Origin of the sequence: uncultured Anaerococcus sp. (assembly GCF_963510575.1) — a bacterium.
GTDB lineage: Bacteria > Bacillota > Clostridia > Tissierellales > Peptoniphilaceae > Anaerococcus.
On record NZ_CAUPFR010000014.1, the window covers coordinates 1 to 24,760 of the forward strand.

22 protein-coding genes are annotated in these 24,760 nt (G+C 36.0%); 4 read left to right on the plus strand and 18 right to left on the minus strand.

Going from position 1 to position 24,760, the window contains the following annotated elements; translation table 11 throughout:
- Positions 1-253 precede the first annotated feature (253 nt).
- Positions 254-607 carry a desulfoferrodoxin family protein gene (locus RQ907_RS02130; RefSeq protein WP_311491761.1) on the plus strand — a complete coding sequence of 118 codons (354 nt, stop codon included), beginning with the start codon at positions 254-256 and terminating at the stop codon, positions 605-607.
- Between the two features lie 157 nt (positions 608-764).
- Here the strand turns inward: RQ907_RS02130 and RQ907_RS02135 are convergent, their stop codons facing one another.
- Positions 765-1,436: a 5'-methylthioadenosine/S-adenosylhomocysteine nucleosidase gene (locus RQ907_RS02135; RefSeq protein ID WP_311491762.1), complete on the minus strand. Its 672-nt coding sequence runs from the start codon at positions 1,434-1,436 to the stop codon at positions 765-767.
- Between the two features lie 121 nt (positions 1,437-1,557).
- The gene (locus RQ907_RS02140; RefSeq protein ID WP_311491763.1) at positions 1,558-2,592 is read right to left on the minus strand and encodes an enoyl-CoA hydratase/isomerase family protein; all 1,035 of its coding nucleotides are present in this window, start codon (positions 2,590-2,592) and stop codon (positions 1,558-1,560) included.
- 246 nt (positions 2,593-2,838) lie between these two features.
- Between RQ907_RS02140 and RQ907_RS02145 the strand changes: the two genes are divergently transcribed.
- Together RQ907_RS02145 and RQ907_RS02150 are read left to right on the plus strand one after the other, a co-directional pair.
- On the plus strand, positions 2,839-3,363 hold the full coding sequence (locus RQ907_RS02145; protein WP_311491764.1) for a sigma-70 family RNA polymerase sigma factor: 525 nt from the start codon (positions 2,839-2,841) through the stop codon (positions 3,361-3,363).
- Complete coding sequence (locus RQ907_RS02150; protein WP_311491765.1) at positions 3,347-4,336, plus strand: hypothetical protein; 990 nt, start codon at positions 3,347-3,349, stop codon at positions 4,334-4,336. Before RQ907_RS02145 ends, RQ907_RS02150 begins: the two co-directional genes overlap by 17 nt.
- A gap of 36 nt (positions 4,337-4,372) precedes the next feature.
- Here RQ907_RS02150 and RQ907_RS02155 read toward each other — a convergent pair whose 3' ends face one another.
- The 15 genes from RQ907_RS02155 to RQ907_RS02225 form a co-directional block, all read right to left on the minus strand.
- Positions 4,373-4,747, minus strand: a complete 375-nt coding sequence (locus tag RQ907_RS02155) for a hypothetical protein (protein ID WP_311491766.1) — start codon at positions 4,745-4,747, stop codon at positions 4,373-4,375.
- Between the two features lie 186 nt (positions 4,748-4,933).
- Complete coding sequence (gene yihA, locus RQ907_RS02160; protein WP_311491767.1) at positions 4,934-5,521, minus strand: ribosome biogenesis GTP-binding protein YihA/YsxC; 588 nt, start codon at positions 5,519-5,521, stop codon at positions 4,934-4,936.
- Complete coding sequence (gene lon, locus RQ907_RS02165) at positions 5,518-7,848, minus strand: endopeptidase La (RefSeq protein WP_311491768.1); 2,331 nt, start codon at positions 7,846-7,848, stop codon at positions 5,518-5,520. Before lon ends, yihA begins: the two co-directional genes overlap by 4 nt.
- 55 nt (positions 7,849-7,903) lie before the next feature.
- On the minus strand, positions 7,904-9,118 hold the full coding sequence (gene clpX, locus RQ907_RS02170; protein ID WP_311491769.1) for an ATP-dependent Clp protease ATP-binding subunit ClpX: 1,215 nt from the start codon (positions 9,116-9,118) through the stop codon (positions 7,904-7,906).
- Between the two features lies 1 nt (position 9,119).
- A complete protein-coding gene (gene clpP, locus RQ907_RS02175; protein ID WP_037326878.1) occupies positions 9,120-9,716 on the minus strand; it encodes an ATP-dependent Clp endopeptidase proteolytic subunit ClpP in 597 nt (198 codons plus the stop codon).
- Between the two features lie 54 nt (positions 9,717-9,770).
- Positions 9,771-11,111, minus strand: coding sequence for a trigger factor (gene tig, locus RQ907_RS02180; protein WP_311491770.1), 1,341 nt, complete (start codon positions 11,109-11,111; stop codon positions 9,771-9,773).
- Positions 11,112-11,151: 40 nt separating this feature from the next.
- Positions 11,152-12,492: an HD domain-containing protein gene (locus RQ907_RS02185; RefSeq protein WP_311491771.1), complete on the minus strand. Its 1,341-nt coding sequence runs from the start codon at positions 12,490-12,492 to the stop codon at positions 11,152-11,154.
- Positions 12,479-13,471 (minus strand): CdaR family protein, encoded by a 993-nt coding sequence (locus RQ907_RS02190; RefSeq protein ID WP_311491772.1) that lies wholly within the window; start codon positions 13,469-13,471, stop codon positions 12,479-12,481. The genes RQ907_RS02185 and RQ907_RS02190 overlap by 14 nt, the downstream gene beginning before the upstream one ends.
- Complete coding sequence (gene cdaA, locus RQ907_RS02195) at positions 13,464-14,255, minus strand: diadenylate cyclase CdaA (protein WP_311491773.1); 792 nt, start codon at positions 14,253-14,255, stop codon at positions 13,464-13,466. Before cdaA ends, RQ907_RS02190 begins: the two co-directional genes overlap by 8 nt.
- Positions 14,256-14,662: 407 nt before the next feature.
- Positions 14,663-15,922 carry an amidohydrolase family protein gene (locus RQ907_RS02200; protein ID WP_311491774.1) on the minus strand — a complete coding sequence of 420 codons (1,260 nt, stop codon included), beginning with the start codon at positions 15,920-15,922 and terminating at the stop codon, positions 14,663-14,665.
- Positions 15,923-15,951: 29 nt separating this feature from the next.
- On the minus strand, positions 15,952-17,139 hold the full coding sequence (locus RQ907_RS02205; protein WP_311491775.1) for an MFS transporter: 1,188 nt from the start codon (positions 17,137-17,139) through the stop codon (positions 15,952-15,954).
- Between the two features lie 300 nt (positions 17,140-17,439).
- Positions 17,440-18,231: a ZIP family metal transporter gene (locus tag RQ907_RS02210; protein WP_311491776.1), complete on the minus strand. Its 792-nt coding sequence runs from the start codon at positions 18,229-18,231 to the stop codon at positions 17,440-17,442.
- An 8-nt stretch (positions 18,232-18,239) separates the two neighbouring features.
- Positions 18,240-20,615 (minus strand): glycogen/starch/alpha-glucan phosphorylase, encoded by a 2,376-nt coding sequence (locus RQ907_RS02215; RefSeq protein ID WP_311491777.1) that lies wholly within the window; start codon positions 20,613-20,615, stop codon positions 18,240-18,242.
- Positions 20,616-20,924: 309 nt separating this feature from the next.
- The gene (locus RQ907_RS02220; protein ID WP_311491778.1) at positions 20,925-21,518 is read right to left on the minus strand and encodes a hypothetical protein; all 594 of its coding nucleotides are present in this window, start codon (positions 21,516-21,518) and stop codon (positions 20,925-20,927) included.
- The gene (locus RQ907_RS02225) at positions 21,508-22,725 is read right to left on the minus strand and encodes an AI-2E family transporter (protein WP_311491779.1); all 1,218 of its coding nucleotides are present in this window, start codon (positions 22,723-22,725) and stop codon (positions 21,508-21,510) included. Before RQ907_RS02225 ends, RQ907_RS02220 begins: the two co-directional genes overlap by 11 nt.
- A gap of 101 nt (positions 22,726-22,826) precedes the next feature.
- On the opposite strand from RQ907_RS02225, the gene RQ907_RS02230 reads away from it, so the two are divergent.
- Entirely contained in the window at positions 22,827-23,441 is a 615-nt protein-coding gene (locus tag RQ907_RS02230) for a thiamine diphosphokinase (RefSeq protein ID WP_311491780.1), read from the plus strand.
- 53 nt (positions 23,442-23,494) lie between these two features.
- Here the strand turns inward: RQ907_RS02230 and RQ907_RS02235 are convergent, their stop codons facing one another.
- Positions 23,495-24,616: an AI-2E family transporter gene (locus RQ907_RS02235; protein WP_399522252.1), complete on the minus strand. Its 1,122-nt coding sequence runs from the start codon at positions 24,614-24,616 to the stop codon at positions 23,495-23,497.
- Positions 24,617-24,760 lie beyond the last annotated feature (144 nt).

Consider the following 24,760-nt stretch of genomic DNA (forward strand, 5'->3'; position numbering starts at 1 on the left):
CCCCAAGATGAGGCAGATTTTAGTTGGTTAAGACCCGCATCAATCCTAATTATAGCCAGATCTGCGGCTTCTTTTGCTTCTTTTAATTCTTTTAACCTATCCATAATCGCTCCTTTCTCTCATTATATTTTAAGAAGACTTATTTGCAATAAAGTAATTTATTAAAGTGGCTATGTTGAAAAATAAGTGTTTATAAATCATAAGCTAGGGTATATTAACTAATGTAGACTATTAATATAAATGGAGGAATAATATGAAACTAACAGAAACAATTCAAACTGCAGATTGGAAAGCTGAAAAACACGTTCCAGTAATCCACGTTACCAAAGAAGACGGCCTAGTTCATATCAAGGCTAACGTTGGTGAAGAAGTTGCTCACCCAAACACATTTGAACACCACATCGCATGGATTAAAGTTTTCTTTAAACCAGAAGGAGCAAAATTCCCAATTGAAGTTGGTTCTTATGAATTTAAGGCTCATGGCGAATCAGAAATCTTCACCCAACCATGTGTAGAAGCTAGAGTTAAAACTGACAAGGGTGGCGAAGTTTACGCACTTGCTTATTGCAACATCCACGGTCTTTGGGAAAACTCAGCAGAAATCTAGGACAAATAAAAAGCAAGGTTTTGCCTTGCTTTTTGCTTGCCCATTTTTTATTAAAAATCTTTACATTTTCAATTTCCAAATCATTTAATAGATACTTTCCACTTTAAAATCCCAAATTTTTCCACTTTATAATTGGATTTTATACCAGGAGATAAAATTAAAGAGCCTTTATAATATCGTCAATTATCCCAACTGCTACTTTTGATGCACGTTCGAAATTCTCATAAAACTCTGCTCCACCCTCTGTAAGGGCATCTGAAACTGCCTTAATCATAAGAAAGTCCGCTCCGTATAAGTGGCAAGAAAGTGCAATTGCTGCTCCTTCCATGTCGACAATATCACAGTTCCATTCCTTAGCTAACTTAGTTTTTGCATCAAGGCCTGCTATAAATTTATCACCTGAAGCTAGCCTTACTTTTTCCAAATCTGGGTCAATTTTCATTGCCAAATCTACAAGCTTGCCTGTAGTTTTCATGGCAACATCATCAAAAATCTCGTATTGGCCTTTTGCAACGTCATCTACATCAGATGTGTCCCATTCGTAATGGCAGACACTTTCCACAACAGTAAGCTCCTCTACCTTACGATCATTTAAAGCGCCCACAACCCCATAATTTATAATTGTCCCGCACTTATAAAAATCAAGCAAAAGGGTCATGGCAATAGCTGCACGAATCTGCCCTGCACTTGAAGGACAAACAAAAACGTCCTTGCCATGGATATGGTATTTCAAAACCTCAAAACTCCCATGCTTGTATCTTTCGATTGGTTCTTTGTAGATATTATAAAAAGCATCAAACTCTACTGCTACTAAAATTCCTATATTCATCTAATCACCTCTAAATAATTATATGATTTCTTGTTCAAATTTCCAAAGCCTCCAAAAATCGTCTATAGACTTTAACCAGCAAAGTCTAATCCAATTTACCCAAAAAACTTATTTTTAATTCTTATTTAATTCCCAATAATTTTTCTACTTCTTTTTTATCTACATCATCGATTTTTTTAACAGGCCAAGACGGGTCATCTTCCCTATCTATCAAAACAGTCCTAATGCCTTCGGCAACTGAACCTGTTTTTATACCATGGTTTATAATTTTTAAGTCCAGGTCAATAGTTTCTTCCCTACTTAGGTTTTTGCCATGAAAATATTTAGCAAATTGAACTTCTGTCATGAAAGGGTCTCTGGCTTTCAAAATCGCAAGTTTTTCCTTAGCAAAATCATCATCTTGGTTTGCTTCCAGAATCTTTACGATTTCTTCCAGGCTTTCCTTGGCGAAATATTTCTCGATTTTTTCCATATTTTTTGTATTTTCACTTAGCTCTGGTTTTTTATTGTAGGTTTCTATTGATTTTTTAAAATCCCCTATAAAATCATTCCTGTCTGTGTCAATAGTAAAGAGCTTTTCAAGTATTTTTGGATAATCACTAGAATCAATCAAAATATGGGCCAGACCTAACTTAAGCAAATCATCCGGGAAAAGTCTTGCTCCAGTAAGACCAACAAGCTGGCCAAGGGCTTGAGGGATTTTTGAAATATAATAACCCACAGACACGTCCGGCACAAAGCCAAGGCTGGTTTCAGGCATAGCCCAATTTACAGTTTCATCTGCAATTATAAGGTCAGAATGGATGGTAAGGCCAATTCCCCCACCCATGGTTACCCCAAACCAATGAGCGATTGTTGGCTTTGGGTAGGTCATTATATACTTATTAAGGTCAAATTCTTTTTTAAAAAATTCATCCTTATTTTTTTCGTCTTCATTTAATAGATAATTTTTGTAAATTTCCTTCAAATCTCCCCCAGCGCAAAAACCTCTCTCAGCCTTTGAATCAAACAAAACTGCCCTTACATCAGGATTTTTTTCAAAATCCCTTAGAGCTTTTTCAATTTCATCTATCATCTGAGAATTAAGGGCATTTATGGCTTGGGGTCTGTCAAGATAAATTATTCCTATCTTGTTTTTTATTTCACTTTGTATCATATATCCTCCTAGGTATTCTATCCTATTAATAATAATTTTAATCCTACTTATATATACCTCTTAGGGGAGAAAGTTAAACAAAATTTATCAATCTTTACAAAACCTGTCTCCAACAGCCTTAATCTTTATTATTTTTTTGGTTAAAACCTGGTATATAACTGACTTTGGCTAATAATTATTATAAGAACTTTTAATTTCTGATAGAAAATAGGCTCCCAGTTCGAATATATAGGTGAAGGAGAGATTATGAATGAAAAAAAGATTATAAAGGGGATAAGAAATAGGGATGAAAAAGCACTTAGGGTCTTCATCGACACCTACGGCCCAGTTATGAAGGCATCAATCTACAAGGTCCTTACCTTCAACGAAGACATCAGGATGGAGGTCCTAAACGATAGCGTCCTCGCTGTTTGGGACAATATAGACTCCTTTGATCCAGCTAGGTCTTCTTTTAAAAACCGGTGCGCAGGTGTGGCCAGATACAAGGCCATAGATGCCCTAAGAAAGGAGATCAGACACAAGAGTGTAGATTTGGACGAAGTTTCTCCTTACTTATCAACTGATGATGACATAAGTATTGACGAAACAGAAGAAGTTTTGAAGGTCCTTGACGAAAAAGACCGAGGAATTTTTAGGAAATTATTTATTGAAGGCTATTCTTACGATGACCTGGCCAAGGTCTATGACATTTCAAAGGCAGGGCTTTATAACAGGGTAGCCAGGGGTAAGAAAAAAATCAAGGAGGAAATACAAAATGAAAAATGTTTATGATAAGATAAATGACCTAGACTTTGAAACTGACGAATTTGAATTAAATGATATAGAAAAGGAGAGATTATATATGACAGCAAAAACTTATAAGAAAAAATCAAATAAAAAATACATGGCAGTAGCAGCAGCCCTCTTACTTGCTCTAGGACTTACAGTTCCTCCTGTAAGAGCAGAAGTTTCTAAGGCCTTTACAGACCTTAAAGTCTCTATGATGGAAACAATAGGAGCAAGTCCTGAATCATACAAGTACGTAACAGAACTTCATAAACCAATACAAATAGGCGATGAATCAATTGTGCTCGAAAATCTTGTAATCGAAGATGACAAGGTCTACTCAACTATCCTACAAGACCCAAAGGGAAGAAGCCTTGAAGAAGATATTTCTAATAACACAAATATCTACAAAGTAGTAATGAATGGTGAAACCTACAAGGCTTTAGGTTCAAGTGGATCAAAAGGAATGTCAGATGACGGCAAGGCCTTTGTTTCTGAATCTATGACAACATTCGACAAGACTTTCCCAGAACTAAATCAGGCAGATATTGACCTTTATATTGCAAACGGCACTTCAAATGAAATTGTATCAATCAAAGCAAGCTCAAATATAGTAAATAAAGACAATAAAGTATTAGCAGAAAATTATAAACTTGAAAATGGGGCAAAAATTAAGTTAATGAAAATAAACCCAATCACCATGACAGCGGTACTCGAAGGTTTAGATAAGGACTACACTTATGAACTTAATGGCGTAGATAAGGACGGCAAGAAAATCGAACTTGACTTAAGAACAGTTGATGATGGCGTATCCACCTTCATTTATAACAAAGACTTCTCAGACCTAAGCCTAGATGAAATCAAAGACGGCAGAGAAATCACCTTCACCCTATCAAGATCAAAAATAAATGAAAATTCAGGCAGACTAACAGACGGAAATTACGAAAAAATCGCAGAATTTACTCTTTCAGCAAAATAAGTAATTTAAAAGTAGGTGAGAAAATCACCTACTTTTTTAGTAAGCATCTTCTATCATCTTGTATGATTCATAGAACATAAAGGCTGATGCTAAGCCTACAAGGACTATAAATTTTACATCAAGGCTTATAGTCAAATTTATGGCTAAGATATTTAAAAATCCCGCAATATAATACCTATAAGTATCCTTTTTAGGCAGGTCGCCCAGATAGGTTCCGAGCTTTTTATCAACTCTGATTCCAAGATAATTCTGATATAGTAAAAATATAAGTCCCCAAGCCAAAAAAATCGCAAAGAAATACCAGATTTCATAGACTTTCATGGTATAAACCGACAAAATAATCAAAATCCACATTCCTATTAAAAATCCTAAATAAATTCGCTTTTCCTTATTAGAAAGATTTCTAGCCATATTATCCCCTTTCCTTTTTATATTTATACCCAGTCTCCCTCCTTCAAACAAAAAAAAGAAGGCAAAAGCCTTCTCTTGTAAAAAATTTTTAATATGATAGGTCCCTTCTTTATGGGATTTCTCTTCCCTGCGGTCATAGCAATGACGGACAGAGGAATGTTTTTTTAACCTAAAATCGCTTTGCCTTTAAGCATTTATTATAACTTCAACCTGCTCTTCCAAAACGTCCTTATTGTGTTTGGTCTCTGAAGAATAGGCGAAGATTAGGCCCTCGTCTTCTATTTGAAGTTTCTTTTTGATTTGATTTATGTGCTTTTGGATTTGGCCCTTGGAAATTTTGTCAAACTTGGTTGCTATTACAAAACCCATATAGCCAGAATCTATAATCCACTCATACATTTGCTTATCTAGGGCTGTTGGCGCGGGGCGGATGTCTACTATAAGAAACACTTCCTTGAGGTTTTCCCTATCGTGGAGGTATTCATTGATTAGCTTATCCCATTTGGCCTTTTCGGCCTTGGATACTTTGGCAAAGCCGTAACCAGGTAGGTCCACAAGCCTAAATGAGTCATTTACCCTATAAAAATTTATAGTCCTGGTCTTGCCTGGTTTAGAAGATGTCCTTGCGATAGCCTTCCTATTTGAAAATGAATTTATAAAGGAAGACTTACCGACATTGGACCTACCTACAAAGGCGATTTCAGAAAGATTATCTTTTGGCCATTGGGCCTTAAAACCTGCCACCTGTTCGAGTTCTATATTTTTGATTTTCATATAAGGGCCCTTTCGATTACTTCTGACACGTTTGTTACAGGGATGAAATTAATCTTATCCCTGATTTCCTTGTCTATGTCTTCTGTATCTCTCTCGTTATCCTTTGGAATTATCACGTTTTTGATTCCGTAGGCGTAGGCTGCGAGGGCCTTTTCCTTAAGGCCACCGATGGCTAGGACGTCGCCAGTAATAGTGACTTCACCTGTCATGGCAAGATTATTTTTGACCTTCCTGCCTGTAAGGGCTGAGGCAATGGCTGTTGTCATGGTAATACCTGCAGAAGGCCCGTCTTTTGGAGTTGCACCTTCTGGAACGTGAACGTGGATGTCTTTATCTTCGTAGAACTTGCCCTTAATTCCAAGTTTATCAGCATTTGATCTGATATATACAAGGGCTGCCTGGCCTGATTCCTTCATTACATCGCCAAGAGAGCCTGTAAATTCAACATTACCCTTACCTTCCATGACGTTGGCCTCAACTGTAAGCATAGTTCCTCCAACAGAAGTCCATGCTAAGCCATTTACAACGCCAATTTTTTCTTCTTTTGAGATGTGATCGTCTATAAATTTCTCACGGCCTAAAAATCTGGTGTAGTTTTGCATGGTAACTCTAACAGTCTTTTTGCCTTCAAGGATTTCCTTGACAGAACGTCTGCAAATCTTGCCAATTAACCTTTCAAGCTCCCTCACACCTGCTTCTCTGGTATAAGCCTTGATAACTCTTTCTATAACCTTATCCGAAATAGAAAATTCTTCTTCTTTAAGGCCCGTATTTTCCATTTGTTTTTTGACCAAATATTGCTTGGCAATATTCAATTTCTCACTTGGGGTGTAGCCTGATAATTCAATCACTTCTAGCCTATCAAAAAGGGCGTCCGGAATTTGATTGATATCGTTAGCTGTTGTTAGGAAAAATACATCTGAAAGGTCAAATGGTATATCCAAGTAACGGTCGATAAATTTATCATTTTGCTCTGGGTCAAGAACTTCAAGCAATGCGCTTGATGGGTCTCCCCTAAAGTCAGACCCTAATTTGTCAATCTCATCTAAAAGAAAAACTGGATTCTTAACTCCAATGCGGTTGATGTTGGCAATTACCCTTCCTGCCATGGCGCCAACATAGGTTCTCCTATGTCCTCTGATTTCTGATTCATCAGTCACCCCACCTAATCTCATAGAAACAAATTCACGGTTTAGGGCACGGGCGACAGACTTAGCAATAGAAGTCTTTCCCACTCCTGGAGGGCCAACCAAACAAATTATAGACCCCTTTACAGATTTATTTTTAATCTTAACTGCAATTGACTCTAGGATTCTTTCCTTGACATCTTTTAGACCGTAGTGGTCTTGGTCCAAAATTTCTGTTGCCCTTTTGATATCAAGGCTTTCCTTAGATTTTTTGTTCCAAGGTAGGCCCACCACAAAATCAAGATATGACGAAATTACGCCGTAGTCAGGACTCATTTCTGGTATTAAATCTAGCCTATCAAGATCTTTTTCAAGCGACTTTCTCGCCTGTTTATCAAACTTAATCTTTTTTATCTTTGCCCTTAACTCGTCAACTTCATTTTCAGCCTGGCCAGTAGTTGAAGCAAGTTCCTTCTTTAGGACATCCATTTTTTCCCTAAGGTAGTATTCCTTTTGGGATTGGTTTATATTTTCAGAAACAGTTCTCTCAATCTCTTCGCCAAGATTTTTTAATTCGATTTCCTTATTTATTATCCTGTGAACCAGCTCCATCCTCTCTTTTGCGTCAAAAGTCGAAAGGATTTCATAATATTCCTTTGGAGCAAGGTCAAGATGGTAGGTGATTAGGTCAACCAACCTATGATAATTTTCAAGCTCAGTCATACCATAGGCGATTTCATCAGGAATGTCATCGTTAATCACGGCAAAATCCCTAAAATCACTTACTAAAAGTTTGCGAAGAGCTTCTAGGGTGTCTGTTTTTTCTTCGTTTTCTTCTATATATTCGTACTTTTCAATATCGCACCTTAGGAAACCCTCAGCAACATGGAGATTTTTTAATTTACCAAGGCCTGTTGCCTGGACAAAAACCCTCACATCCCCATTTGGCAATGGAAAAGTTTCCTTAATTTCAGCTACTATGCCGACCTCTTGAAGGCCTTCCTTCTTTGGATTGTCATCAAAAATATCAAGCTGATTTACCAAAAACAACTCTTCGTTATTAAGTTTTGCATTTTCAACAGCATTTTTGGATATAGATCTTGATGAGTCAAAGTTGAGCATAGTAGTAGGCATAACCCAATATCCTCTGAGGGGAATTAGGGGGAGATTTACTTCACTTATTTTATAAACTTCTTTCATATTTGCCTCTCTTAGTTATAAAAAGGGAAATGACAAGCATTCCCCCTTTGTATCTTTATTTCTTTTTGTATTCTAGTTTACTATGGTCATCGATAGATTCTTTAGTTACAATTACTTCTTTAATTTCATCCCTGGATGGAATTTCATACATCACATCCAAAAGAAGATTTTCAATAATTGTCCTAAGCCCTCTGGCACCTGTCTTTTGGTCATAGGCTTTTTTCGCAATCTCTGCAATTGCATCGTCATTGAAAGTAAGCTTTACCTTATCAAGGTCAAAAAGCTTTTGATATTGCTTGATTAGGGAGTTTTTTGGCTCCTTTAAAATCCTTACAAGAGCTTCTTCGTCAAGGGCATCAAGGCTAACAATGATTGGAACCCTACCAATAAATTCTGGTATCAAACCAAACTTTAACAAATCTTCGGTATTTACCAGGCTTAGGTCTGTCTTTTCTCTTTTTGATATATCTGCCCCAAAGCCGATGGTCTTATCGACTTGTCTTTGGTTAATAATATCTCCTATGCCTTCAAAGGCCCCACCTAGGATAAAGAGAATATTGGTGGTATCTACCCTGATATATTCTTGGGATGGATGCTTCCTGCCACCTTGAGGTGGAACATTGGCCTCAGTTCCCTCTATTAATTTAAGAAGGGCCTGTTGAACGCCTTCCCCACTTACATCACGGGTTATAGAAGGATTTTCACTCTTTCTGGTAATCTTATCTATCTCGTCAACATAGATTATACCAAGTTCTGCTGCTTCTATATCATAGTCAGCTGCTTGGACTAATTTCAAGATAATATTTTCTACATCCTCACCCACATAACCTGCTTCGGTAAGGCTTGTAGCATCTGCAATGGCAAATGGAACATTAAGCTTTCTGGCAAGGGTTTGAGCAAGAAGAGTCTTACCTGATCCTGTAGGTCCAAGCATTAAAATATTTGATTTTTGTAATTCAACTTCCGAATCTTCTTCATTGCTGGTAATTCTTTTGTAGTGGTTATAGACAGCTACTGATAGGGTTTTTTTAGCATCTTCTTGACCAATTACATAAGAATCAAGATAGGCCTTTATATCCTTTGGTTTTGACAATTCAAAATCAAAGTCAAACCCACTATCAGCACCCTTATCATCTTTGATAATCTCAGAGCAAAGCTCAACGCATTCGTTGCAAATATAGCCATTTGCTCCTGCTATTATCCTCTTTACCTGGCTTGCATCCTTGCCACAAAAAGAACATCTTACCGTACTTTTTTCCTTATCAGCCATTTTACTTATTACTTTCTATTACTTTATCAATTAGGCCGTATTTTAAGGCCTCTTCTGCTGTCATCGCAAAGTCCCTATCTGTATCTTTTTCTATAGTAGCCAAGTCCTTGCCAGTGTTTTCTGATAAAATCCTATTAAGGTTAGCCTTTATTTTTAGGATTTGCTCGGCTTGGATAACTATATCTGAAGCTTGACCTTGGGCACCGCCTGATGGTTGGTGGATCATTATATTGGAGTTTGGTAGGGAAAATCTCTTACCTTTTGCTCCAGAAGATAATAATACAGCTCCCATTGATGCTGCCTGACCAATACAAATTGTGGATACATCAGGTTTTATATAATTCATTGTGTCATAGATGGCAAGACCACTTGTAACAACTCCTCCTGGGGAATTGATATAAAAATGTATATCCTTATTTGGGTCTTCGCTTTCTAGGAAAAGAAGTTGGGCGATTATTATATCGCTCACTTCATCACGAACTTCACCAGATAGGAAGATTATCCTATCCTTAAGAAGTCTTGAATATATATCATAGGCTCTTTCGCCCCTATTGGTTTGTTCGATAACAGTTGGTACTAAATAATTTTTAGCTAACACTATGTCTCCTTTCTGGGAAAAATCCCTTGGAAACTGCTATTGCGTTTAGTCTTCTTATTTCTCTTCTTTAGAATTTTCTTCTACAAATTTGTGGTATTCTTCATGAGGAAGAGCTTTTGCCTTTGAAGCTAGAAGTTCTACAGCTTTTCTTCTCTTTATGTTTTCTACAAGAGTATCATCTGATACGTTCTTAGCGAAGATTTCTTTGAATTTTTCAAGGTCTTCTACTCCGTAGTTTTTAGCAGTTTCTTGTAGTTCTTTTTCTTTTTCTTCATCAGTTACTTCGATATTTTCTTTTAAAACCACTTCATCAATTACAAGGTTTGCCTTAACTCTTGCTTCAGCTTGAGCCTTGTATTGACCACGAATTTGAGCCATATCCATCTTAGTTAGTTCAATGTATTGGCTTAAGGTTAGACCCATTTGTTGAAGTCTTTGGTCTAGGTTTTGCATTTCAAAGTCGATTTCTCTGTTAACCATGCTAGCTGGAGCACTTACTTCAGATTTTTCAACTAAGGCTGATACAGCTTGGTTTTCTCTAGCATTTTGAGCATAAGCTTTTTTGTCTTCTGCTAATTTTTCTTTTAATGAATTTTTTAGCTCATCAAGTGTGTCAAATTCTGAAATATCTTTTGCAAATTCATCGTCAAGTTCTGGAAGTTGTTTTTCTGTGATAGAATTAATTTCAACAACAAATTTAGCGTCTTTACCTTGGAATTCTTTTGCTTGGTAATCTTCTGGGAAGGTTACATTTACGTCAAATTTATCGCCTACATTGTGGCCGATTATTTGATCTTCAAAGCCATTGATGAAGGTATTTGAACCGATTACAAGGTCATATTTTTCTGCCTTGCCACCTTCAAATCTTTCACCATCAAGGTAACCGTCAAAGTCAATATTTACCTTGTCGTCTTTTTGTACTGGTCTGTCTGTGATTTCAACAAGTCTTGCATTTTCTTCAAGTTGTCTATCAAGTTCTGCCTTGATATCTTCGTCAGTTACTTCGCTAGAAACTTCTTCAATTACAAGGTCATTGTAATCGCCAAGAACTGGGTGTGGTTTGGTTTCTACTTCTACTTTGAAAGTAATATCCTTGCCTACTTCGATATCATCAAGGTCAACAGATGGTTGGTCGATTACTTCAAGACCTAATTCTTCTACTGCCTTTTCATATGGTTCTGGAAATACTATTTGGATAGCATCATCATAGAAGATTTCTGGACCGTACATTTTTTCAAGAACTCTCCTTGGAACGTGTCCTGGTCTGAAACCATCGATTCTATATCTCTTTTTATTTCTCTTATATACTGTGTCAGTTGCCTTCTTAAAGTCATCGTAAGCAACGTTAAATTCAAACTTTGCTATATTGTTTTCATGTGATTTTAATTCTGTCATTTCATCCTCCGTGTACTTTTCTACTCATTGAAATAATATACTACTCATAAGTCTTCATATCAAGCTTTCGCCCTATATTCCTAGCCATAGCTAGTAAAGTTTCTCTATTGTTTGTTAAATTTTCTTCAAATACTGCTCTCTCGATTTCTTTTAAAACTTCACCGATTATTGGGCCCTGCTTAAAACCAAGTTTTTTTAAATCTCTACCATCAATAGCTAGGTCTTTTCTAGATAAAACTGGCTTGGTTTCTAAAATCTTCCTTAAAAAACTTCGCCCATTTTCAATATTGGAAATATCCCTATGAACTGTTGCCAAAATATCTGCTTCTTGTAGGTCAAATAACCTGCTTAAATTTTCTTGGCCAAGCTTTCTCAGTAGCCTTGCCACAGATTTTTCTGTGTAAGTATTAGACGAGTCCATGTGGCGGGCGATTAATATATCAACATCTTCGATAAGATTATTTGGATATTTTAAATATTTTAATCTTTCTTTAGCAAAATCTTGCGAAATCTTTTGGTGACCAAAAAACCTTCCATGCCCATCTTCATCTAGGAAAAAAGTGGCAGGTTTTCCCGTGTCATGGAAAAGAGCAGCCAGTCTTGTTGTTAAATCTGCTGGAGTTCCTTCCAAAACCTTAAGACTGTGGTCAAAGCAATCTAAATAATGGTGGGGCGAATGTTGGTCAAAACCAACCATGGCCTTTACTTCAGGTAAAATTTCTCCCAAGAGTTTTGTTTCATCCAAAAGCCTAATCCCCCTGGCTGGATTATCCCCCAAAAGGATTTTATTTAGCTCCATAGCTTGCCTTTCAACGGAGATATAGGTTAGGTTTTTAAGATTGTCTCTTATCGCCTTTTGCAAATTGTTTTCTATATCAAAACCTAAATTTGCAGCAAATCTCACTGCTCTCAAGGCTCTTAGGTAATCTTCATTTATCCTGTCTATTGGATTACCAACAGCCCTTATAATTTTTTTCTTTATGTCAGCTTCTCCACCAAAAGGGTCAATCAATTCTCCCTTCCTAAGGGCCATGGCATTTATAGTGAAATCTCTCCTCTTAAGGTCTTCTTCGATTGTATCAGAAAATGACACAGCTTCAGGCCTTCTCTTATCTTTGTAGGATAGGTCCGTCCTAAAGGTAGTAAGCTCATATTCATCCTTATCCGCTATAATTTTTATGGTTCCAAAACTTTTTCCAACATCAATACTCTTACAGTCCTTAAAAACTTCTTTTATCTCGTTAGGATGGGCCCTCGTTGCTATGTCAATATCAGAACAACGCTTGCCCATAAGCTTATCCCTGACAAATCCTCCTACCAAATAGGATTTAAAACCATTTTTTTCAAGCCTTGCTAAAACTTCTTCCTTAGTCAGTTCCATTTTCATCCTTATTAGCAACAGGAATTCTTTGAATTTCTATTTTGTAAGTTACAGTGTCATCTCCATCGTAAACTTCAACACCTTCTGGCAAATCAAGCTTAATTTCACCTGACTTTGAAGATCTAATGTAACCGGCAATTAGGGTTTTAGTTGAAATCTCATCTATATCTCTAATTATTTGACCAGGTCCCTTTATAACTATTGTGTCAGGAGATACTGCTCGTAGGGTCTCTATATAGCCATTAGCCACATCTCCCCTCACCTTAAAATTGACCTTAACTTTTTTGGTTTCATAAACAATAAAGGAAAGATTTACATCCTTGCTATCCAAATCTGCTCCCTCAACAATTTGTCCTTTCTTATCCAAGACCTTAATGGCAACATTGTGAATTTTTCCATCCAAGTATTCTGCATCGTCAATATGGGCTTCAACCCTGTCCACTTGGTTGATAACAGACTCTGGCCCCTTAATCTTAATTACCTTTGGATTTTGCTCATTAACTTCAACAATCTTGCCATCCTTAAGCTTATCATCTATGACAATATTCACAGGAATAGATTTTTCTAGGATTCTTTGAATATTCAAATTAATCTTAGCCGGATCAACATTATCGAGATAAATTCCAGAAGGTGTATCCACCTTCACATCCAAGGAATTAATCCCCTCGCTAGCGGCCATAACATTTATAGAAGCCTGGATATCATCAGCTTTTAAACTAACGATATTATCCCTAGAACCAGTCAGCCTTACATTTACAGAAGAAATATCATCCTTACTTACAATAGTGTAGCCCCTATCCTCTAACTTATCCTGGTTTTGGATGATAATCGGCACATTCCTAAAAGTCCTATTAGTAGAAGGATTTGTCGAAGTAGTAACATAAGTCCACATAAAAATCGCAACAACTATAGACAAGATGAGAAGTTGTTTATCACTTGTAGCATTATATTTTTTTAATCTATCTAAAATCTTATTCATCTTCTCCCCTCTTTTCTGACATTTCATTCCTCAACCTAATCCTCAAAGAATCTTCATCAAAATACCTATTGATTACTCCATTTTCAGCTATAGAGATATTTCCAGTCTCTTCTGAAACAATAATTACAACAGCATCCGACCTCTCAGAAATACCTATAGCAGCCCTATGCCTAGTACCAAGTTCCTTAGAAATAGTATTTGAAGTAGAAAGAGGAAGATAGCAGGCAGCTGCAGTAATAGTATTTTCCCTAATAATAACCGCCCCATCATGGAGAGGAGTATTTGGAATAAAAATATTAATCAAAAGCTCGCTAGAAATATCAGCATTAAGCATAGTTCCAGATTCTATAATATCAGATAAACCAACCTGTCTTTCAAGCACAACCAAAGCCCCGATTTTTTGCCTAGAAAGAGAACTCATAGCAAGAACAAGTTCATTAATAGAATCCTCATCTTTCTTATTCTTATCAGTAGAAAAGATAGACCTGCCCCTACCAATCCTTTCAAGACCAGTCCTAAGCTCAGGCTGAAAGACAACGATAATAAAAACAAGAGAAACGGTCAAAAATTGGTTCATAACCCAAGAAACCGTATTCAAATTCAAAATATCTGCAATGGAGGCAAAGATTAGGACAAAAATAAGCCCCTTCAAAACCTGCTCAGCCCTAGTATTCCTAAGGATTGAGAAAAGTTTATAAACAACATAGGCAATCATTGTAATATCAATAATATCCGTAACCCTAATAAGCATAAGGCTTGTAATAAAATTATTCAAAAAATTCATAATAAGTCCCTTCAATAGATTTGTGTTTATATTTATATAGTACTGTTTCTTCAAATTTTTTACACTAGAAATATTAAATTGAAACTTAAAGTGATGTAGTTGTATATGTAAATCTGTTTTGCTCATTATATATTTCTCATTTTACCTATCGAGCCATGAAATTTAATAGATTTTTTAGCTATCCTCGCATTTTTAACTTCCAAAACCTTTATTCTATATTTAATACCAGCATTTTATTTTTTATTTTAATAAATTTGTATCATTATATAGTGAAATTCAGTTGCTAATATTGTATTTAATATAATTTTAATAAATAGAACACATCATAAAAAGACGAGGTCGTTTAGTTTCCTCGTCTTTTTATATATTAGGGCTATTGCACAGTCCCTAAACTTTTTTTATAAATATTATTTCAATTTAAGAGCAACTTCAAATTCCCTCTTTGCTTTTTTAAATAAGAATTCTCCATTACGTACTGATGAAAGACATTCAGCCCTATTTCTTATTGCTTCAAATTCATTTGGCGCATCAAGTACTATAAAGTTAGCTGGCTTTCCTTCATCAAATCCATATTCGTCTTGGAGATACATTGCCTTTGCTCCATTATAAGTTACAAGGTCAAAGTCTTTTTCAAAGTCTTTTTCACCCATCAATTGTGCAAGATGGATTCCGTTGTCAAGAATATTCATTAGATTTCCATTACCTGCTGGATACCACAGGTCAACTATAGAGGCTTGTGCGAAGCATACATTAACACCGTTATCTACAAATTCACGAACCCTTGTAATACCACGACGTTTTGGATATGAATCTTGACGGCCTTGTAGGAATGCATTTTCTGTTGGAAGAGAAACAAAATTCAATTTAGATTTTCTAAATAGTCCCATCATTCTAAAGGCATATGAATTATCTGCTGAACCAAAGGAACAAGTATGACTTGCTGTTGTTTTTTCAGCAATACCATTCATCATTGCTTCTGCATTTAATACTTCGACAAATCTTGCCATAACATCATCAGTTTCATCACAGTGAACATCAATAAGTTTGTTATATTTAACTGCAAGTGCAACAATTTCTTTTAGTGACTTTTCTCCAAGTTCACGACTCCATTCGTTGTGTGGAATTCCACCAACAACCTCACAACCAAGTTTAAGTGCTTCTTCAACTAAATCCCTTCCAGTTTTTCCAGCTTCTTTATATGAATACATACCATTTTGTGGGAAGGCAACGACTTGGATTGTACACTTATCTTTTAATTCATCACGCACTTCAAGAGCAGCCTTTATTCCTGTTAGGTTAGGATCAGTACAGTCAGTTTGAGCCCTTATATATTGAGTACCATAGGAAAGGCAATCTTCTACCGCTTGATAAATCCTCTTCTTCATTTCTTCTTTTGTTGTTCCCTTTTTGAAGTCATTCCAAAGATCTATTGCTTCAAAAAGTGTTCCTGATTCATTTTTAACTTCATCAGTTTTTCCAATCATGTAGTAGTCAAGGTGAAGGTGGGCATCTACATATGGTGGAATAACAAGTTTTCCATCTAAATCAATAACTTCATCTGCATTTCCAAGATTGTTTCCAAATTTTGAAAATTTTCCATCTTCAACTAAGATTTCAGATGCATCTTCATGACCATAAACTTTTGCATTAATAAATTTTTTCTTCATAATATATTCCTCCTAAAAATTTTAAATAATTAAGCCATTGTCTTCTTTGATAAAATTGTCACCACTAAACCAGCTCCTAAAATTGTAGCCATTAGGGTAAGTAGATTATTAATATTTCCATTTGCGAGTATAGCTCCACCTAGTGAACTTGCAACCATTATTGAAAAATTAAAACTTGCAGATTGTAATGACGTAGCAACTGCTGATGCGTTTGGTGGCACTTGTCTTGCAACTGCTGTTTGATATAAGGTAACTAAGGCTCCAAAGCCAATTCCCCATAGGATAAATCCTAAGTGAACCATAAGACTAATTGATGAAAAGACACTAAAAAATATAAAGGCTAGGCAAGATGATGCTAACATTAAAAGGCAAAGTATCTTTATATGCTTATCAATAATTTTTCCTGCAATAAAAACAGATAAGATTGAACCAATTCCAAAAAGAACTTGTGCAAATCCAATTCCTCCACTGTAATTCATTGAATCAACCAAATTTGTGATATATGTGTAAACTCCGTAGTTAGTAACTACTGATATAAAGGTAAGTAAGATAATAATAAGCACGCCTTTATTTTTGATAAGAGTAAGAGGTGAGTTTGCCGCAACTCTTTTTTCTCCAGAAACTTCTGGCAACATGAAATTACTGCCTAGGGCAATAAAAATAATAAGAATTGCAATTGCTAAAAATTCAACTCTCCAGCTAATATTTGTACCAATAAATGTTACAAGCGGAAGACCTAAGCTCATACCAAATGTCGTACCACTCATAATAACAGCGACGGCCAAGCCCTTATGTTCATCATCAACAAGCTTCATTCCGTAAGCCGCAATCATTGGCCACAAAACTCCAGCACATATTCCGCCAATAACTCTTCCGACAATGGCAATACTATAACTAGGTGCAATACCTACTAAGATATTACTTAGAGCAAAGCCTATTAGTAAACCAAGCAAAAGCTTCTTCCTGTTAAATTCAACAGTTGCAGATATTAATGGAATTGCAAAAATCGCACTGGCTATTGCATAAAAACCAACTAAAGTACCAGCTTGTGCTTCTGATATACCAAGACCAGTCATAAGCTCTGGCAAGATTCCAGACGGCACTAATTCAGACAAGATCGCCATAAATGTTACACTTGCCATAAGTATAAAAGTTGGCCAATGAAAATTTTTATTTTCTACCAAATACATAACCTTCTTTCTATAATATTTGCTCATAATTTAATGTATAATTATGAACATACTAATTATACGATGATACAAAGAAAAAGTAAAGCATAATATTGTATTTCTTACATATCCAATGGAATAAACCTCTGTTTCAATCATTATATTTATACTTCAATTTCATATTTTATGAAAATTTATAAGCCCTCAATTTCCTTTCATTTAAAAAAATTTAATCACATTTTCTAAAACTAATTAAAATTTTTATTTTAATAAAAAAATCGCCCCAGATTATTAGATGAACTTCTAATAATGGGACGATAGTTATCTTTAATTTTACAACATCTTTATTTATCCAAGCATCACATCTAAAATCATCACAACAAAACCTAGGGAAAATCCTATGGTTCCTATATTTGTGTGGCTTTGGCCTTCTCCTGTGGCTTCTGGGACTAGTTCTTCTACTACCACATACATCATGGCTCCTGCTGCGAATGATAAGAGATAGGGCAGGATTGGGACCATTATTGACGATAATAAAATTGTGATGATTGCTGCTATTGGTTCTACTATGCCTGAGAATACTCCCATGCCGAAAGCCTTGTGCTTACTTACTCCTACTGCCTTTAGGGGCATGGAGATTATGGCGCCTTCTGGAAAGTTTTGGATGGCGATTCCTATTGATAGGACCATGGCAGCTGCCATTGTGAGATCGCCCTTGCCGTAGATTACTCCTGCGAATGACACACCTACTGCCATTCCTTCCGGGATGTTATGTATGATTACTGCAAGGACCATCATGGTTGTTTTTCTGAGACTTGCTGCCTTTATTCCTTCTGGTTTATCGGAGTCTATATGCTGGTGGGGGATTACCGAATCTAGGAAAAGTAGGAAGATAATTCCTACCATAAATCCTATTGCTGCTGGTAACCATGCCATGCGTCCTAATTTTTGATCTACCATGTCCATGGCTGGCATGAGTAGGGACCAGATGGACGCTGCCACCATGACCCCTGCTGCAAAGCCAGACAGGCCCTTTTGGACCCTGTCTTTTAGCTCATTTTTCATTATATAGACGCAGGCTGCACCTAGGGTGGTTCCTATAAAGGGAATCATCACTCCTAGTAATATTTCTGCATTCATTTTTATCTCTAGTCTATTTTCCAAATGTCATCAGCATAGTTTACTATTGTTCTATCTGATGAGAAGAATCCTGCATTTGCAATGTTCTTTAGGCATTTTCTAGACCATTCAAGTTTGTTTCTGTATTCTTTATTTAATCTAGCACGAGTTTCTCTATAGGAATCAAAGTCTTTTAGTAGGTAGTATTGGTCTCCTCTGTCACCGTTTTGTGGCTTGATTAGCTCATTATAGATGTCTAGGAAGTAGTAGGAACCATTGTCATTAAATTCTCCACTTACTAGAGAATCTACTACGTCTTTGATGTTTTCATCTTTGCTGTAGTATTCGAATGGGTTGTATGATTCTGCAATTTCTGCTAGTTCTTCTACTGTGGCACCAAATCTGTAGTTATTTTCTTCGCCTGCTTCTGCGAATATTTCCACGTTGGCTCCGTCAAGTGTTCCGAGTGTTAGGGCACCGTTTAGCATGAATTTCATGTTTCCTGTACCACTTGCTTCCTTACCAGCTGTTGAGATTTGTTCAGATACGTCTGCTGCTGGGAAGAGTTTTTCAGCGTAGGTTACTCTGTAGTTTTGTACAAAGATTACTTTTAGCTTTTTGTTTACATCTTGGTCGTTATTTACAACTCTTGCTACTTCGTTGGCAAGTTTGATCATACCCTTTGCTCTAAAGTATCCTGGAGCTGCCTTACCACCAAAGATAAAGGTTGTTGGTGTGAAATCCATGTCTGGATTTTTCTTTAGTTGGTGATATAGGTAGATAATGTGAAGGATGTTTAAGTGTTGTCTCTTGTATTCGTGAATTCTCTTAATTTGAATATCGAATATTGATGTTGGGTCTATCTTAATTCCTTCGTTTTCTAGGATATATTTAGCAAGTTGGTTTTTCTTTTCTTGCTTGATGTTCCATAGTTCTTCTAATACTTCTTCATCATCTAAGTATTTTTCTAGTCCCTTTAGTTGGTCTAGGTTGTTTTTCCATGTATCTGTGCCAAGTTTTTCTGTGATGAAGTTTGTTAATTCTCTATTTGAGTAAACTAGCCATCTTCTTGGGGTGATACCATTTGTTTTGTTATTAAATTTCTCAGGACTAATTCTGTACCATTCTTTGAAGGTATCGTCTTTTAGGATTTGTGAGTGGATTTCAGCTACACCGTTTACTGAGAAACCTACATAGATTGCAAGGTTTGCCATGTGAACTGTGCCGTTGGTCATTATCCTGTATGGATCTATTTGAGCGTCGCTGAAGCCTCTTTCCTTTAATTCTTCAACTAGTTTTTTATCAATTTCTTCGATGATTTCTAGACATCTTGGGCTTACTTCTTGCATTAGGTCTTCTGACCATCTTTCAAGAGCTTCTTGTAAAACTGTATGGTTTGTGAAGGCAAATACCTTAGAAGCAATCTTAAAGGCGTCTTCGAAGAAGATTCCATTTTCATCTACTAGTACTCTGATTAGTTCAGGTATAGCTATAATTGGGTGGGTATCGTTAAGTTGGATAACGTGGTATTTGGCAAATTGTTCAAATTTAAGATCTGTTGGGAAGTCTCTCTTGTAAACTTCTACCATATCTTGGATAGATGCTGAACAGAAGAAGTATTGTTGTTTAAGTCTTAATAGCTTACCAGCTCTTTGCATATCATTTGGATATAAAACTCTGGTTATATCTTCTGCCCTGTTTTTCTCAGATACTGCATCATCGTATTCAAAGTTGTTGAATTTTGCAAAGTCAAACTCTTCAAATGGTTCTGCTTGCCATAGTCTAAGGGTGTTTACTACGCCATTTTCAAATCCAACTACTGGCATATCATAAGGAACAGCCTTTACTTGTTGGTCCCTAAATTTAACAATTTTAGCGTCAGAATCAACTCTAATTGACCATCCGTCACCATCTTTTATCCAGCTATCACCGTGTTCAACTTGGAAGCCCTTTTCGATTTCTTGCTTAAAAATACCTTCACGATATCTTACACCATAGCCAACTAGGCTTAGTTTTTGGCTAGCTGCTGAATCCATGAAACAAGCTGCAAGTCTTCCTAGACCGCCATTTCCAAGTGCTGCGTCATCTTCATAATCTTCTATAGATTCGAAATCGATTCCGAGCTCTGAAAGTAGGTCCTTAACTTCTTCGTAAATACCAAGGTTTATTAGGTTGTTACCAAGTGATCTACCAATTAAAAATTCTGCTGAAAGGTAGTAAGCCTTTCTCTCTTTTCTTGCCTTTGCCTTAGTCTCTCTCCAGTCCCTATTAATAAGGCCCATAATTGTATCACAAAGTGCATCATACCTATCTTTGTTTGATGTATCTTCAAACCTTTTTAAGGTAATTCTTTGCAAGTTTTCCATGTACTGCTCGGCAAATTTATCTTTTGCTAACTTATCCATCTTTCCTCCTATAATAATTTATTTATTTTAATCTTTCTTTGTTAGGTTATCTTCTCCTAAGGGCACGCCTGGTTTTTATCGTGGTTAAATATTGCTAATAAATGATAATAAATTTTTGTGACCACGCTAAATTATTAAAAATATTTGCCAGACCTTGTCTTATCAACAAACTTGCCCTACACCTACTATAGTTTGTTTATGAATTTTATCAAGTTTCATTAGTTTGTTTTCTTTTTGTCAAGTATGGAACTCTTGTAATTTCAATCTTAAGACCATTAAAAATAAAACAAAAGAGCAGGTTTCCCTGCCCTAATTTGCTTTTGTAAAATAAATTAAACCTGTATAGGTCCTTGCCTGTTTATAAAAATCTTCTAGGTAAAATGTGTGACGCCTGCCCCAAGTAGATACAACCACTTCATGCCTACCGTCTTTTTCATTCATTTCTGTTATGCAAAGACCATGGTGGCTCATAATATCAACTTTTTTTGATAGCCAATTTATCAAAATAACTGGCGTATCCTTAGCTAGTCCCTCATTTATAAAAGAAATCATTTGGTCAAGGCTAAGCCTTTTTATCAAATTTCCTTCAAGTAGCCTGTAGGTTAAATTTAATTCCAATTTATGGTTTATAATGTCGATTCTTTTTAATAAGGATTTTGCAGTCGGTACCCCATTTGCCTTTGGTCGGATTCTCTTATAAAAAGCGTATTGGACCTCATTGTAGGTGGCAAAATCAACTGGCCCTTCTTTGAATAAATAGAAAAAGCAGTTGGTAAAGGCTGTCACAACGCAAGACCTATCCCTAAAAAATTTTGACAGACCCTTGTATCTTAGCCACTCTTGGTGGCCTCCATAGTATTTTTTCCCATCCCAGATAACTGGAACGAAATCATTAGTCTTCATAAGCTTCATCGTTAGTTTCTATATCCTCTATCTTATAAATCTTGTTGCTCTTGGCAAAAAGTTTTTCTTCATCAAAGCCCTTTGCTGTAAGCATTTCATGAATTTTTTCGTGGCTTAGGGTATAAAGGACGGATACAACCGGTATCGAAACGAGCATGCCCCAAACACCAAAAAGCGACCCACCTATAGTTACAGATGCCATTACCCAAACTGCTGGCAAACCTATTTTGTTACCTGCAATGGCTGGATAAATTACATTTTCCTGGATTTGTTGGATAACAAGACTGTAGGCCAAAAAAATCAAAGACTTAAATGGCGATTCTATAAAAATCAATATGGTCGAAAAGGCTGTTCCAAAAATAGGTCCAAAAATCGGAATCAAATCTGAAAGACCAACCAAAATCGAAATCATGGCTGCATTTGGTAACCTCATCACAAACATACCCACAAAGGTCAAAATAGATAAGCAAATTACAGCTATTAATCTTGAAAATAGGTAATCTTTGAAAGTGTTATAGGATAGGGAAAATACCTTATTAATGTAGTCAGCCTTCTCTTCACTCAAAATAGCGTAGATTATCCTAATTCCATTTATCTTTAACATTCGTTTGTAAATGAGCAAAAAAATCGAAAATACAAACATAGTAAAGACTCCAATAACTCCGCTTGAAACAGAACTCATAAGTTTAGTTGCAGTTGAAAATACATCTCCATCCTTATCTTGCAAAAAGTTATAAACTGCATTCCTAACGTTGTACCAACCAACCCCGTAAAAAGTATTTTGGAATTTATTGGCAAATGGTTCAGTAAATGGGTATTTTTTAAGAAGTTTATAGATTTCATCAACAAAGTCTGGCCACCTTATTGAAAAGGTATAAACTATTTTAATTATAGAAGGAACAAGGATATTAACTAAGACTACCAATGAGGTTATCACTAAAATCCAAGATAATAAAAGCGAACAAGTCGAAATCAGTCTCTTGTGTTTGCCTGTTGGATCTAAGTGGGCAAATTCTACCTCAAAAAAATTCATAGGTATGCTTATAACAAAGGCTAGGGCCCCACCTAGGATAAAGGGCTGAATAACCAGATACAGTTTGCCAAGGGCTCCTGCCACGTGACCTATATAATAAAGTCCAAAATATAATAAGATTCCTACAACAACTACCTTTAACAAGTTTTTTGATTTCAAATCCAATTCTTTCATAAATTTCCTCTTAATTCTAATTCTATGGTCTATTCTACCTTTTTTTGCAAAAATAGTTAGGAAGGATAGATATTAATGTTATAATAAACTTAGGAGGAGCTATGAAAAGATGTTTTATTATCGGTGGTGGTAGTTTTGATGGTTTTTTTGATGAGATTTGTCAGGAAGATTTGGTAATTGCAGCAGATAAGGGCTATGAATTTTTAAAACAAGTTGGGATTATACCAAATTATGTAATAGGGGATTTTGACTCTACAAATAAACCAGCTTTCGAAAATATTATCGCCCTAAATCCTATCAAAGATTTTACCGATACAGTCGCAGCCATTGATTTCGCTATAGAAAAAGGATACAAGGACATTATCGTCTACGGAGGTCTAGGGGGTAGGGAAAGCCACACAATTTCAAATATAAAGTCCATGTTTGCTTACAAAAAGAAGGGAATTGACATTAGGCTTAAGGCAGCCGGCAAGGAAGTCTTTGTCATAGATAGGGATTTTTCATACAAATTTGATGGGAAAGATTTTTACGTTTCGATTTTTTCCCTGGCAGAAAAATCTGTCTTGGATATAGAAGGACTTTTTTATGAACTAGATACTTATACAATGGCAAATGACGATGCTCTCGGGGTTTCCAACCAAACCAAGGGGATAGATTTCCAAATTAGGGTCAAAGAAGGGTGCCTACTTGTGATCTTTGAAGATTTCGGCATATAAAAACTGGGACTTTTGCAGAACAATTTATTCATTCTGCAAAAGTCCCAGTTTTTTTATTTGTAAGAAGCTTCTCTTTCTTCTCTTAGTTCAAGAAAACTTTTATCTGTCAATTTCTCTATTTCTTCATCACTTATGGATTTTTCTTTTAATTTCTTCTTGGTATTATCCTCTATTAGGGTATAGACTACTGTTGCTAAGGGAATGAAGGCAATCATGCCAAAAATTCCAAAAAGTCCACCACCGATTATTACTGATACGAATATCCAAATTGGTGGCAATCCCTGGTGCTTACCTATAACAAGCGGATAAAATAGCTGCTGTTGAACATTTTGTAGGATTAGGACAAAGATTAAAAATACTAGGGCCTTGCCTGGAGAATAGGTGAAAATAAGGATAATACCTATTGATGTTGCCAAAAAAGCGCCGATATATGGAATCATATCAAAAGCACCCATGAGGATTGAAATCATCCCAGCTGAAGGCAAGCGTAATACCCACATCCCTATAAAGCACGCCACTCCTAGGGCAAGGCAGGATAAAATCCTGGTTTCTAGAAATCTAGCAAAGGAATCATAGGAAAGTTTTGCCACATAAACTATTTGCCTAGCAGTTTTTTCGCTTAGGTTGGCAAAGACAAGTCTTGCTGCTCCTTTTTTTAGTTTTGTCTTATTCATTGATACATATAAAGAAAATACAAAACCAATTGACAAGGACAAAATACCCTGGGATACAGAATTAATTATAGAACCTGTTTTGTTTAATAAAGCAGAATCAGACTTGAAAAAATCCTGGATAATCTTTGTAAAACTATCACTTATCCTGGCAATATTTATCTCTTCTAGTCTAGTTACAATAAAATCACTGACCTTGGTAAGGATTTTTGACCCGTTCAAAAAATCTATCAAGGAATTCATAAAGGCTGGAATATTTTCTGAAATCACCCCTATTGCCCTTGATAATTCTGGAATTAGGACTGTTAATACAATGGTAACTAGAGCGAAAAATATTATCCAAGAAAGAACCAAGGATAGGCTTCGTCTTAGTTTTTCGTGCTTGTCGTCCTTTAATAAATTTGTGAAAATTTCGTCATGGAAAAAGTTCATTGGCAAATTGATTATAAAGGCAATTACAAGCCCGTAAACTATGGGCCTAAAAACCTTGTAGGTCGTATCCAAAATTTCTCCAATCCTATCTAGGTAGAAAAATCCAAAAAATATTCCTATTAATAAAATTCCAATTATAAAATATTTTTTGGTATTTTCTTCAAATATTTCTTTCTTTTTTTCCTCTCAAAACGGGCCGCACCTGGCCCCAAGACT